Genomic DNA, 12,518 nt, shown 5'->3' on the forward strand with positions numbered 1-12,518 from the left:
AGGCCCACGAAAACCCCGAAAGTCGAGGGCCGACTCGGGGGTGAGGGTCTGATAGGACCAGGAGAACACCACCCGTACGTCCGCCGCGGCTTCTCCAGTGCTCAGCGCGTCCAGCCGCCGGTGCGTGTCGCGCAGTTCGTCCAGGAAGCCGGCGAGCGGCCGGTTCGCATGCAGGGTGGCCCGCGCGGCGGCGATGTTCAACGCCAGCGGCAGCCGAACGCACCACTCGATCAGCTCGTCGACGTCGGCCTGCTCGCGTGCGACGCGATCACGGCCAAGGCGGCGGATCAGCAGATCGTGGGCTTCGTCCCGGGTAAGCAGGTCCAGCGTCAGCGGCACGGCGCCGTCCAGGGCGACCAAGCCGGCCAACTGGTCGCGGCTGGTCACCAGCACCAGACACCCGGGGGCACCGGGCAGCAGCGGCCGCACCTGCTCGGCATCCCGGGCGTTGTCCAGGACCACCAGCATCCGCCGGCCGGCCAGGTGGGAGCGGTAGAGCGAGACCTGCTCGTCCGAGTCCGCCGACATGGCCTGCGCAGGAACCCCCAACGCGGTCAGGAATCCGCGCAGCGCGGTCATGGGCGGCAGAGGGGCTCCGGTGGGGTCGAAGCCGCGCAGGTTCACGTACAGCTGGCCGTCGGGGAACCGGTCGGCGTGCAGGTGCGCCCAGTACAGAGCCAGCGCGGTCTTGCCGATCCCGGCGGTGCCACCGATCGCTGTGATCACCATCAGCGGCGCGCCACTCGCGGCTTCCCACTGGGCATCGAGGCAGCGTACCTGTGTGGCGCGGCCGACGAAATGAGAGCTGGGCGGCGGAAGTTGACGTGGCACGACACGCGGCGCGGCGGCGCGCTGCCAGGCGGGCTCGGGTGTCGGGCCGGTGATCATCAGCGTGGGGTCGTTGGTCAACACCGCCTGGTGCAACCGCTGCAGCTCGGGGCCGGGGTCGATGCCCAGCTCTTCGGCGAGGGCCCTGCCGGCCCGGCGGTAGGCGTCCAGCGCTTCGGCGGTCCGCCCGGACCGGAACAAGGCGAGCATCAGTTGCGCCCACAGCCGCTCCCGCAACGGGTGTTCGGTGGTCAACGCGACCAGCTCGGTGGTCAGTTCCCGGTGTCGGTCACGGGCCAGATCGAGATCGATGCGCTGTTCCAGGGCGGCCAACCGCTGCTCGACCAGCCCCGGCACCACCTCACGGTGCAGTACCTCGCTGGGCACATCCGCCAACGGCTCCCCACGCCACGGCTCCAGTGCCTCATCCAGCAGCGCCGCAGCCGAATCGGGCTCGTCGGCTGCCGCAGCGGACCGCACCAGGGAGCGGAACCGGTGCACGTCAACCGCGTCGGCGCGCACGTCAAGGCGGTATCCGGCGACCGAACTGACCAGCGGGACCGGTGCGGCCTCGACCTGAAGGGTGCGACGCAGCCGTAACACATAGTTCTGCAGCGTGTTCCGGGCAGTGAGCGGAGGTTGATCGCCCCACAGGCACGCGATCAACCGCTCGACCGTGACCGGCTCACCGGCCGCGAGAGCCAGTACCGCGACCAGGATCCGCTGTTTCGCCGCAGCGATGGGCACCGGCACACCGTCGTGCCAGACCTCCAGCGGCCCTAACAGGCGGAACTTCCATCCTTCACCCACGCCTGGCTTCCCCCTGCCAGTTAGCCGTTCGGTCGACGGAAGATGACACTCCGTATCGCAATCCACTCCAGTTGCAGTTCGATATTTCCGCTGCTCAGGCGCCTGTTTGTGAGTGTAGTTGACTAACTGACCCTCATGTTGCGGAAGTTCGTGACCGGCGGCGTGTGATCGCTGTTGTTCTGATCGCGCAAGATGATGTGCGCCCCGGCGTGCGGGCGAGGGAGCTTGGAGAGCTGCTGCTGCGAGTCGGTCACCGATTCGGCCGCTTCGAAGCAACCGTCCTCGTCGCAGCCATCGCCGAGTGGCTGTGACTGCTGGTCAGGCCGAGCGCCGCGTCAGATGTTCCAGGACCGCCACCGCCCGACCGGCCTGCTCATGCGGCACGAAGAGGTGATCGTGGTGATACCCCGCAACGACATTGCAGCTCAGGCCGGCGTCCGCGAGTTCCCGCGAGACCGCGGCGGTCAGCCCGACCGCCTCCAGTGCGGAATGGATGCGCAGCGTGATCCATCCAGCCACGTAGTCGTATACCAGGCCGGCCGCATCCGCTTCTTCCTGCCGCACCACCAGGGTCAATCCCTCGCGTTCGGCGACTGTAACCACTGGGATGACGCCGGAGGGTACGTCTTTTTCAACCATAGTGAAGACATAGCGGCCCTCGTTCAGTTCCGGGCGCATGTCACTCAGCAATTTATGCAGATCAGTCTCACCAGTCATGGCTACCACACTACGCACTCTCAACAAGCACTTCCGATACAGGCCCTAGCCCGCCTGGCACTCGGTGCACTCGGAAATCTTCTCCAGGCGAGGTGATCTTGCTTTCGCCCCAGTAGCAGCCGTCCGGGCAGCCGTCGATGGTGTGCTCGCCCTCCCCTTCCTTCACCACATCGATGTAGTCGTCGCGGTGCATGACCCTGTCGTCGTTGCTGGACGCGTCCCAGTCGGTGAGCTGGCCCTGGAAGCGGAACTGCGCGTTGGGCTTCCCGTCCCTGACGGTGATCAGTCGCTCGCTCCACAATGTCCAGTCGTCGCCCGTCAGTTGCAGGTCGCCGTTGTAGGTTTTGGGGTTGCTGGCGTTGTCGTAGGACCTGTACCAGATGACGTTCACCATTCGCTCGGTGATGGCGCAGATGAGCTCGATTCCATCGGCCGAGCGTAGTAATTCAAGGAGCCGCATCAGTTCAGACTGGGACAGGGCCATCGTGGACTCCTCGTGGTTGAACTGGGCGTTAACCAAGGAGAGTTACGCGGTGGCCCACCTCCTGTTCAGGGAGCGGTACTCACCCGTGGAAGTGCGCCCCGGGCAGACGCCCGCGCACTCCCGGCCACTGATCCCGTACACCACGACGAGGGACACCATCATCTCGTTGGCGCTCACGGTCCAGGTGAAGGGCTTGGCGTCCGCGTTCCAGCGCTCGATGTAGCTGCGGATCTGCTGGCGGCGCATCGCCTGCCGGGTCAGGATGCCGAACCAGATCTCCACCCCATGCCGGGAAGACGGGCCCCCTGACCAGTCTGGACGTGGTCGGACAATTGCGGGGCGATGGCGGCCGCGTTGTCCGGCCAGCGGTCCAGCACAGTGCCGCCGGCGGCCGGGAGCTCCCACGCCCACTCAGTGGCCAGCGTGCGCTGGCCGCTGCGAGTCCTATCGGCTCGCGCCCGTCCCGTCCCGCCGTACGGACCGGCCGCAGCTTCTGCTTCGCCTTCTGGCCCCACCGTTCTTCCGCGCCGCCTCCTTCGCAGCCCGCAGCGCGACCCGGGCCAGGTCGACCCCGGACGCCTCGCTGCCGCTCATGCCTGCACCCACGGGGTGCAGCCGAGGTCCAGGTGCCCGAGCCGGGACAGGCGCTGCACGGTTGCGACGAACGCCCGGGTGAACAGGCGCTGCGCCGAGTGCTCGCCGTAGCGGGCGATGTGGTCGTGGATGATCTGGTGGTCGGCGGCGGCGCGGTTGCGCCAGTCCAGGACCTGCTCGCGGGTCAGGTCCTCGAGGAGCAGCTCCTGGCCGCCGTCGACGTCCGCGAACCCCGGCTCCGGGGTCGAGGCGGGCGGCTGGGCCGGGCTTGGTACTGGTGTGATCGCCTAATCAACTGTCGCCGGTTCCCCGGGGAACTCGGCCAGATGGTGACCGACCGTGGTCGCCAGCGGCGTATCGCTCCAGGTCCTACTGGTCTCGTTGGGCGCTCGCGCCCTTCGGGCAGGAAGCGACGGGGCCGGCAGGCGGCCAGGTCGGTGTAGCCGCCGAGGTCCGCGAGGCGGTGCTCGGGCTGGTCGACGAGGTGATCAGCGTGCGCGCAGGCGTACCCGCACAGCACGGTCAGTGAACCGCTGACTCTCTGAGTACGGCGTTACGAAACCAGCGATGAATGCCGTGTGACAGGCAGGACCGACTGATCCGCGACGGTCCGCTCCGCCTGGCTGATCTCGGCCCAGACGGCGTCAAGAGACAGGCCGAGGGTGTCGGCGATCGCTGCGATGGTCGGGAAGGCGGGGGTGGCCACACGGCCGGATTCGATCTTTCGCAGAGTTTCCGGCGAGATGTGCGAAGCGAGCGCCACGTCCAGCATCGAGCGGCAGCCCCGGGCTCGGCGGAGCAGGGCGCCAAGGCGCTGTCCGCGTTCTACCTCGGCGGGGGTGAGCGGCAACCTGACCATGACCCCATTCTAATACCGGTACAGTTAGACCGGGATAGTTATTGGACGTACGTGAGAGGTCCCCCATGATTGAGATCCTGAACTCCGCGCGGCTTGAGCGGGCGAGGGACACCGGTGCCCTGGTCGGAGACATCCTGCACACGCTGAAGCAGCGCAGCACGGTCGGGACGAACCTGCTGGACATCGACCAGTGGGCCAAGGAGATGATCACCGAGGCGGGAGCGCAGTCCTGCTACGTCGACTACGCGCCTTCCTTCGGGCGCGGCCCGTTCGGGCACTACATCTGCACGGCCGTCAACGACGGAGTGCTCCATGGGCGGCCTCACAACTACACGCTGGCAGACGGGGATCTGCTGACTCTCGACCTCGCCGTAGCCAGGGCCGGGGTGGCCGCGGACGCCGCGATCAGCTTTCTGGTGGGCAAGGCCAGGCCGGCGGAGAGCGTCGCGATGATCGAGACGACCGAACGTGCACTCGCCGCCGGCATCGCCGCCGCCAAGCCTGGGGCGCGCATCGGTGACCTCTCCCACGCCATCGGCACGGTCCTCAGCAAGGCGGGCTACCCGATCAACACCGAGTTCGGAGGCCACGGCATCGGCTCGACCATGCACCAGGACCCACACGTCGCGAACACCGGACGGCCCGGCCGCGGATACAAGCTGCGCCCCGGTCTGCTGCTTGCCTTGGAGCCCTGGGTCATGGCCGACACTGCCACACTCGTCACCGACGCCGACGGTTGGACGCTGCGCAGCGCGACGGGCTGCCGGACCGCGCACAGCGAGCACACCATCGCCATCACCGACAACGGAGCCGAAATTCTCACCCTGCCCACGCAGGCACGACCGTAAGGGAGCCCACACCGCTGCCGCGTCAGCAGACCTGACTGCCAGGCGCGGCCGGGCCTGGCCCTCGGTTCCGGTATTCCTCCAGGATTGATTCCCAATCGGGGCTGGTCGGGCGCCTGTTGCGGGCGGGTTCAGCCAGACGCACCGCGCACGCGGCGCAGGTAGTCGGTGATGGCGTCCCTGTTCCTGGTCAGACAGGCGATCCGTCCTGCCAGCTGGTCGCGTTCGTGCTCCAGGGTGGCAATCATCTCGGGTGTCACGTCGGGGAAGTAGATGGCCCGCGGCTTGTCGAGGCAGGGGAGGATCTGCCGGATGATCCGGGTGGGCAGCCCGGCATCGAGTAGCCCGCGGATCTGCACGACGCGGTCCACATGGCCTTCGTCGTATTCACGGTAACCGTTGCCGGAACGTCCAGGGGTGAGCAATTGCTGCTCCTCGTAATAGCGCAGCAGGCGGCGGGTCGTGCCGGTGCGGTCTGCCAGCTCTCCGATGCGCATGTGAGCGAACTTACCCCGTCAGGGCTGCTCCCCGGTTTTGACCTTCACATTGATGTGAGTGTCTGAGACTCGGCGGTGTTCGTCGGCAGCCGGCCCGAAGCCGCTGCCCACCTGTTCAGAGGGAGGACCGCATGGTCTCGATCGATGTTTGCGACTTCTACAAGGAGTGGGCAGCCCGCAGTGTTGACGTCATCGATGCGGCCGAGGGGGCGGGGCCCGGCTCTCTCGACGGTCTCCGGCTCGCCTACCGTGCGTTCTTCCAGGACAGCTGTCCCGCGCCGGACGGAGTGGCGTTCCACGCCGTGGACGCGGGCGGGGTCGCGGCCGAGCATGTGACCACGGCCGGTGCGGTCGAAGGCCGGTACCTGGTCTACCTCCACGGGGGCGCCTACATCGCGGGGGATCCGCAGGGGTACCGCGGGCTGGCCGGCCACTTCGCCCGGCGTCTGCGCGCGCATGCACTGGTGCCGGACTACCGGCTGGCGCCCGAGGCGCCCTTTCCGGCCGCGGTCGAGGACTCCGTGACCGCCTACCGCTGGCTGCTGGAGCAGGGTACGGACCCGGCGGATGTGGTGTTCGCCGGTGACTCGGCCGGTGGCGCGCTGGCGGTCAGCGCCCTGGTCGAGGCCCGCGGACAGGGCCTTCCGATGCCGGCCGCCGCGATCGCCATCTCGCCCTGGGCCAACCTGGAACACACCGGGGCCACGATGTTCTCCCTCGACGGCGTTGACCCGTCCGTAGGCCGACAGGGGCTGCGCCGGGCTGCGGATGTCGTCCTCGGCCGGGCACCGGCGAACAGCCCGCTGGCCTCTCCGGTCTTCGCCGACACCCGCGGGCTGCCCCCGGTATTGATCCAGATCGGGGGCCATGAGGTGATGCTCAGCGACGCCCTCCGGCTCGCCGCCAAACTGGCCGAGGACTCCGTGCCCGTCCGCCTGGAGGTCGCCCCGGAGATGGGGCATGTGTGGCATCTCCTCGTCGGCCATCTCCCCGCCGCGGACAAGGCGGTTTCTGACGGCGTGGCCTTCGCCTTGGAGCACCTGTCCGTGCGGTGAGAGTGAGGATGTCCGGTGGCGGGCCCGGCGGGTCAGCGTTCTCGGCGATGCCGGGCTCGTGCGACGCCGCCATTGCACCGAGGTCGGCACCACAGCCGGCTCGGACAGGAAGTCCCGCGGTGGTTTGTTGACGGCGGGTCTGTGGAGGAGTAGGCCGAGGTAGAGGGGTCAACTCCGGCCTTGGGGGCTTGTGATGACGAAGCGGTTGCCGCGTCCGCCTGCCCCCGGGTCCGCTGGAAGCCTACGCTGCCCGACACGCTGGCCAAAACCGGGTGCCGGTAAGAACCGTGTCACCAGCCGCAAACGGCGGTGATCAGTCCCTGGACCCCCGCCAACCGACCTTGCTCAACAATCAGTCGGTTCTTCAACGCCGTCGCGTGTGGCGATGATGCTGTAGACGGAGACGGTGCCCTGGCACAGGGCGTAGGTCCAGTTGCGGCCGGCGTCGTAGAGCTCGGTGAAGGCGGCGGGGCGGGTGCGGGGGTCGGGGAAGCGGTGTTCGATGTTGTGGTTGACGGTCTGGAACCAGCGGATCGCATCTGCTTGGGAGGGCAGTCGGCGCAGGTCGGTGAGGGTGAAGCCGTGGTCGGTGAGCACTTTGGTGAAGTAGCCGAGGGTCTTGCGGTGGCGCAGGGCGAGGCGGTCGACGGTGTCCTCGATGGCGGAGCGGTAGCTGTCCAGGGTGATGTTGAAGAGGTTGTCGGAGATGACGATGCTGGCGCCGGGGCGCATGCGGGCGGCCAGGGCCGCGATGCACTGTTCGTAGACAGTGGTGGGGAAGTGGTTGGCGACCCCGCGGATGAGGACGAGGTCGTAGGGGGTGTCGGGGTGCGGGAGCAGGTGGAGGTCTTTGGCATTGCACTGGTATAGGCGGACACGGTCGAGCAGGCCATGGCGGTGCAGGCGGCGGGCGGTGTATTCGAGCTGGGGGCGGCTGACGTTGAGGGCGTCGAACCAGGTGCACTCGGGCAGGCGTTGGGGCAGGTACTGCAGGGCCGGGCCCCAGCCGCAGCCGACGTCCAGGACCCGGCGGATGGGGGGCGTGCTCCAGTGGTGGATGTCGGCGAGGTCGAGCTGACGCTCGAAGTAGCGCCGTCCAGCGGCTTCGAGGACGCCGCCGGGGCTCTCTTCCCAGATGCCGAACTGGAACCACAGGTCTTCGCCGATGGCCTTCTGCCACAGGGCGGCGGCGTCGGTGTCGTACACCTCGCACACCCGGGGCTCATAGGGGTCGGGAGCGGTTCCCTGGATCACCGTGATGGCGTCCTCGATCGGCCGGGGCCCATCGGTCATGGCAAGCCTCCCGGGCGGGGGCGGATCGTTTCAGCGGCCGAAGCGGCGTTGGCGTCGGCTGTAGGCGCGCAGGGCGCGCCGGAGGTCGGTGTGGCGGAAGGCGGGCCAGGTGCGGGGGCAGAAGTACAGCTCGGCCTGTTCGGCCTGCCAGGTCATAAAGCCGGAGAGGCGCTGTTCGCCGGAGGTGCGGATGATCAGGTCGAGTGCGGGCTGTCCGGCGGTGGACAAGTGCCGTTCCACCGCGTCGGGGGTGAGCCGGGCGGCGAGCGCGGCGGCGTCGGCGGTGGCGTTGCGGGGCTCGTTCAGGAAGCCCTGGACGGCACGGACGATGTCCTCGCGTCCGGTGTAGGCGAGCGCGAGGTTGACCAGCAGGCCCGGGCGGTGGGCTGTTTCCCGGGCCGCGGTGCGGGCGGCGTCGCGCAGGGCGGGCGGCAGCCGGTCCAGGTCGCCGACCGGGTTGATGCGCCAGCGCCCGATGGCGACGAGCTGGCGCAGGGTGTCCTGGACGAAGACGGGCAGCTGCTCGGTGTCGGGGCGGGCGAGGTTGCCGGTGGACAGGGTGAACAGGGTGACTGCCTCGATGCCGGCCTGCTCGCACCAGATGAACACTTCGGCGGTCTTGGCCGCCGAGCGCCGGTGTCCCTCGGCGATCGGTTTGCCGCGGGCGCGAGCGTAGCGGCGGCCGCCGTCCGGGATCAAGCCCAGATGCCGGGGCGGGTGGGCAGGGCCGTTCTTCACGGACGGCCGCGGTCCAGTGATCAGGCCGGACAGCAGCGGCCGGCCGGTCACGAGCCTTCCTCTGGTCGGGGCAGCAGGTTCTCGACATGGGCGTGGCGTGATGCGGCGGGCACGCCCTGGTCGATGTAGCGGCGGGTGTGGCGCAGCAGGTAGACGTTGGCGGCGATGAAGCCGACCAGCAGGTCGGCCCAGGCCGTCAGATCGGTGTCGGAGTGCGCAGGCACGGCCGCCTGGGCGAGAGCTGTGCGGGCGCGGGTGACGTCGTCGACCCGCTCGGTGGCCATCTGACGGGCCCATTGCCTGGCCTGCTCGGGGTTGGCGCCCCGGGTGCGGCACAGCACGGGGATAATGTTGTGCCGGTCGCCATCCGTGGCCTCTTTGCCTTCCGAGCCCAGGTCGTTGAGCAGGACGTTGGCGTCCTGGACCGCGGTGAGCAGCGCGGTTACCTGCGGGTGTTTCAGGGTGCCGTCGCTCAGCTCGAAGCCGCCGAGGCGTTCGATCAGGTCGCTGAAGAGCAGGGTGGGCATGGAGATCCGGCGCTGGGCCAGGTAGCCGTCCAGGCCCAGGTGGGTGCTGCTGCGGCGGTTGTCGGCCTCGGTGGCCACGACCTCGATCCACTCGCGCCAGTGGTGTGCGGCCCGGCGCCGCCAGGCGGGGGACATGCCGGCCCTGGCGCGTTCCCAGACCGAGGCCAGGGCCCGGGCCAGGGAATGCGCGTCGGCGACCGGGGTCTCCTCAAGGACCGCCGCCAGTTGTGCGAGCAAAGCGGCCAGGTCCTCGGCCTGCGGGGCCCGGCGCACATCGAAGAGGTCGTCGAACAGGACACTCCACAAGAACACGTCCACGGCCAGGTCCAGGTCAGGGCCGTGGCTGTCGGGATAGACCCGGGCCATCAGCTCGTTGGCGCCCAGGGCGAGGAACCAGCGCTGGCTGTCCTTGCCCCGCAGCAGTCCGCAGGAGCGGAAGAACGCCAGGCTGCGCTGCCCGTCCCCGGGCGCGTTGCGGTGCGGCGGCCGTGGCAGCGGCAGCGCGTTCCAGAAGCGTTCCTCGGCTGTCGGCTGCCGCACCGGCGCCGCCGGGCGCCGGGCAGTCACGATCAGATAGTGGGGTTCCGAGCCGTTCATGTAGTCGGCCATGAACGCGTCATAGGCGTCGCAGAGGTCCGGCCCGTACTCCTTGAGCAGCGCGTCCCTGGAGCGGTGGAAGTTATCCCGCCAGCACTGGAAGGTGCGCCGGGTGTTCTCGTCGATGTCCAGGAACTCCAGCAGGCTCAGGCCGGCGCCACGAACGGCGGTGAAGTACTGGTCGGCGGCCAGGAACGTATTGAGGCGGGACAGGAGACTGAAACGCTCACACAGCTCCCGGTCGGCTTCCGAGCACGGGCCGCTGACGAACCAGTCGGTGACGACCAGGCGGCCACCGGGCTTGAGCACCCGCCGCAGCTCGGCAAATGCCCGGGGCCGGTCCATGTGCGGCATGGACTCAATAGCGCATGCCACATCAAAGTACTCATCTGGATAAGCCAAGTGGTGGACATCCCCACACTCGAACCTGACCCGGTCGGCCAAGCCCTCCCCGACAGCCGCGGCCGTCGCCCGCTGGACCTGCACCTCGCTGACGGAGACCCCCACGACCCGCACGTCAGCGGTCCGAGCAAGCCGGATGGCCGGTGCGCCCATCCCACACCCGGCGTCGAGAACCCTGTCCCCGGGCGAGACCTTGAGCCGGGCGATGACCTCGTCGGTGAGCCGGTCCTGGGCCTCGGCGAAGGGAGTGCAGTCTTCAGGAGAGTCCCAGTAGCCGTCGTGGATGTTGGGTCCGCTGACCTCGTCGTACAAGAGAGCCAGGCGGTCGTACCAGGTCCCGATGTCACCGACGCCAGGCGCGCCCGACTCGTCCGGCAGAGGGACGGAAGTCTCGGTCATCGTGAGGCCCTCCCAGTACAGCCGTCAAAGAGCAGCGCGATGCTCCCTTCCATACCAAGAACGCAGCTTCCAACAGAGACAGCAAGCACGGATCGCATCTCGGTTGCCGCACCCAGGGGGCGCGCGAAGCACAACGGGGGGCATCGGTAGCGGCCTGCTCATCGAGCTGGGCGGAGTTCGCGCCCGTCCCCAGCGAAACCGCAGGCACCCCGGCTGCACGTGAACTCACGCCTGCCCGACTGGCTGCTGGTCGTCGGTGTCCGTGGGCGTGCGGGGGGGGGCGGGCACCGTGGCCGTGGTGAGGTTCCCGGACGGTGGGTCGACTGGGAGAACCGCCTCCCCACCCCCGCCCGGGCCTCCATCGCCTGGCGCGAGCAGAACGACCACCTGCACACTGGCGCCCGGGCCGTACTGGAGCGCCTGACCAAGGACGCGCACACCGAGTCCTACGACGGCCCGAGCATCGACTGGCCGTCCTGGCGGACCTTCACCGCCGCCCTCGGCGACGGGCACCTGATCATGGCCGGCCTCCGCCCGGGTCTGTGGGCCATCGGCCACTCCACCCCCACAACAGCCGCCGTCATCCAACAGGACGGGATGATCCTTGCCGACCGGGCCGACTCTCCGTCGCTGACGGTCCTGCGCGGCTGGCTCATCGCCTGGGAGAACTCGGGACGCCCGGCTCCCGAGACCTACACCCCCCGCCCTCATCCGCGGCGACGGCGGCTGGCACCTGCGGCTGTCTCTGTAGGGTCTCCGCGCCGGGCGACTGGCATGTTCAAGCTCAGGGGCGACGGGGGCGGGTCTCTTCTTGGACTGGACGGCGAGGACGTAGCGAATGGGGAGAAGGCTGGACAGGCCGAAGAGCTCCAGCGATGAGTGCCGCTCTGGCCGGGGAGTCGTGGGGGACGGCGATGTCGACAAGTAGGTTCTGCGGGCACGGCATTGCTGAGCGCGCGGATCTCTCCTCCGCCATCAGCTGCTGTCGTCCGGTCATGGCCCCGCGTACGCCGCCTCGCAGGTTGCCAGGCACCGTGCTGCTCGGGCGTGTCCCGCCAGGGGCTGCCGGTGCGGAACCGTCACATCACCCCCTCGGACTGCTCGCGCAGGTGCTCCGGGTAGGGGCCGAACTGTCCGACCGGCAGGTGCAGCGCGATCAATTCCCACTCGGTGTCGCTCAGTTCAGGGCGGGTCACCCCAGCCTTCTACCGGGCCGGCGTCGATGGCGCGGGAGACTTCTCCATCGTCGGGCAGGAAGCCCAGCGCCTTCTGGAGGTCGGCAGGCATGCGGTAGTGCACACCGGACATGCCGAGCGTGACGGCGGCCTCGACGTTCTCCAGCCGGTCGTCCACGAACAGGCACCGGCCGGCGGCGGCTCCTGCCCGCTCGGCTGCGATCTCGTAGATCGCCTGGTCGGGCTTGGCCACCCCCACCCGGGCGCTGCTGACGACGTGGTCCGCGAGATCCGTCAGCCCCATCCGCTCAAGGTCACGCTCCAGGTCCAGGGTTGCGTTGGTCACCAGGATCAGCGGCATGTGTTCGCGCACCCGGCGCAGCAGGGCCACCACCGTGTCGTCGGCCCGGAACGGAGCATCGGCAAGCGCCGTCCCCAACTCACGGGCGCACGTCCGCGGCACCCGGTCGGACAGCGCCGACGCGATGGAGTCCACCCACTCCTCGGTGGTGATCTCGCCGAGGAGCAACGGCAGGTCTACTTCGGGGGCGAAGGCCACTCTTGCGGTGGTGCCTTCGGCCAGTCCCGCAGCGCGCTCCAGCTCGGCCAGTGGAGCCAAGTCGTAGAAGCGGATCACGTTGTCGAGGTCGCACAGCACTGCATCAAAGGGCCTGCTGGATATCCCGGAAGCCGTCACC

General features: G+C 68.9%; 14 protein-coding genes. 4 read left to right on the forward strand and 10 right to left on the reverse strand.

Annotated elements, in window-relative coordinates; all coding sequences use genetic code 11:
* Window positions 1-1,638 (reverse strand): AfsR/SARP family transcriptional regulator (locus ACLHRZ_RS32880; protein WP_490422264.1); only part of this gene is annotated, 1,638 nt, incomplete at its 3' end.
* Window positions 1,639-1,802: 164 nt separating this feature from the next.
* Between ACLHRZ_RS32880 and ACLHRZ_RS32885 the strand changes: the two genes are divergently transcribed.
* Window positions 1,803-1,949, forward strand: a complete 147-nt coding sequence (locus tag ACLHRZ_RS32885; protein WP_490422265.1) for a hypothetical protein — start codon at window positions 1,803-1,805, stop codon at window positions 1,947-1,949.
* A 7-nt stretch (window positions 1,950-1,956) separates the two neighbouring features.
* Here the strand turns inward: ACLHRZ_RS32885 and ACLHRZ_RS32890 are convergent, their stop codons facing one another.
* The 4 genes from ACLHRZ_RS32890 to ACLHRZ_RS32905 form a co-directional block, all read right to left on the reverse strand.
* Entirely contained in the window at window positions 1,957-2,355 is a 399-nt protein-coding gene (locus ACLHRZ_RS32890; RefSeq protein WP_490422266.1) for an ACT domain-containing protein, read from the reverse strand.
* Between the two features lie 10 nt (window positions 2,356-2,365).
* On the reverse strand, window positions 2,366-2,839 hold the full coding sequence (locus ACLHRZ_RS32895; RefSeq protein ID WP_490422267.1) for a hypothetical protein: 474 nt from the start codon (window positions 2,837-2,839) through the stop codon (window positions 2,366-2,368).
* A gap of 42 nt (window positions 2,840-2,881) precedes the next feature.
* Window positions 2,882-3,121 (reverse strand): hypothetical protein, encoded by a 240-nt coding sequence (locus tag ACLHRZ_RS32900; protein ID WP_490422268.1) that lies wholly within the window; start codon window positions 3,119-3,121, stop codon window positions 2,882-2,884.
* A gap of 865 nt (window positions 3,122-3,986) precedes the next feature.
* Window positions 3,987-4,292 (reverse strand): helix-turn-helix domain-containing protein, encoded by a 306-nt coding sequence (locus ACLHRZ_RS32905; RefSeq protein WP_490422269.1) that lies wholly within the window; start codon window positions 4,290-4,292, stop codon window positions 3,987-3,989.
* Window positions 4,293-4,357: 65 nt separating this feature from the next.
* On the opposite strand from ACLHRZ_RS32905, the gene map reads away from it, so the two are divergent.
* Window positions 4,358-5,140, forward strand: a complete 783-nt coding sequence (gene map / locus ACLHRZ_RS32910) for a type I methionyl aminopeptidase (RefSeq protein WP_490422270.1) — start codon at window positions 4,358-4,360, stop codon at window positions 5,138-5,140.
* Between the two features lie 128 nt (window positions 5,141-5,268).
* Here the strand turns inward: map and ACLHRZ_RS32915 are convergent, their stop codons facing one another.
* Window positions 5,269-5,634, reverse strand: coding sequence for a MerR family transcriptional regulator (locus ACLHRZ_RS32915; protein ID WP_490422271.1), 366 nt, complete (start codon window positions 5,632-5,634; stop codon window positions 5,269-5,271).
* A 131-nt stretch (window positions 5,635-5,765) separates the two neighbouring features.
* Between ACLHRZ_RS32915 and ACLHRZ_RS32920 the strand changes: the two genes are divergently transcribed.
* Window positions 5,766-6,689 (forward strand): alpha/beta hydrolase, encoded by a 924-nt coding sequence (locus ACLHRZ_RS32920; RefSeq protein WP_490422272.1) that lies wholly within the window; start codon window positions 5,766-5,768, stop codon window positions 6,687-6,689.
* A 345-nt stretch (window positions 6,690-7,034) separates the two neighbouring features.
* Here the strand turns inward: ACLHRZ_RS32920 and ACLHRZ_RS32925 are convergent, their stop codons facing one another.
* From ACLHRZ_RS32925 to ACLHRZ_RS32935, 3 genes are read right to left on the reverse strand one after another with little or no spacing between them, the layout of a single operon-like run.
* Window positions 7,035-7,982 (reverse strand): SAM-dependent methyltransferase, encoded by a 948-nt coding sequence (locus ACLHRZ_RS32925; protein ID WP_490422273.1) that lies wholly within the window; start codon window positions 7,980-7,982, stop codon window positions 7,035-7,037.
* Between the two features lie 30 nt (window positions 7,983-8,012).
* On the reverse strand, window positions 8,013-8,771 hold the full coding sequence (uppS, locus tag ACLHRZ_RS32930; RefSeq protein ID WP_490422274.1) for a polyprenyl diphosphate synthase: 759 nt from the start codon (window positions 8,769-8,771) through the stop codon (window positions 8,013-8,015).
* Complete coding sequence (locus ACLHRZ_RS32935; protein WP_490422275.1) at window positions 8,768-10,645, reverse strand: terpene synthase family protein; 1,878 nt, start codon at window positions 10,643-10,645, stop codon at window positions 8,768-8,770. Before ACLHRZ_RS32935 ends, uppS begins: the two co-directional genes overlap by 4 nt.
* Window positions 10,646-10,864: 219 nt before the next feature.
* Between ACLHRZ_RS32935 and ACLHRZ_RS32940 the strand changes: the two genes are divergently transcribed.
* Window positions 10,865-11,524 (forward strand): hypothetical protein, encoded by a 660-nt coding sequence (locus ACLHRZ_RS32940; protein ID WP_490422276.1) that lies wholly within the window; start codon window positions 10,865-10,867, stop codon window positions 11,522-11,524.
* 303 nt (window positions 11,525-11,827) lie between these two features.
* Here ACLHRZ_RS32940 and ACLHRZ_RS32945 read toward each other — a convergent pair whose 3' ends face one another.
* Window positions 11,828-12,517 carry an HAD family hydrolase gene (locus ACLHRZ_RS32945; RefSeq protein WP_490422277.1) on the reverse strand — a complete coding sequence of 230 codons (690 nt, stop codon included), beginning with the start codon at window positions 12,515-12,517 and terminating at the stop codon, window positions 11,828-11,830.
* Window position 12,518 lies beyond the last annotated feature (1 nt).

It is taken from the genome of Streptomyces sp. AM25 (assembly GCF_058146165.1).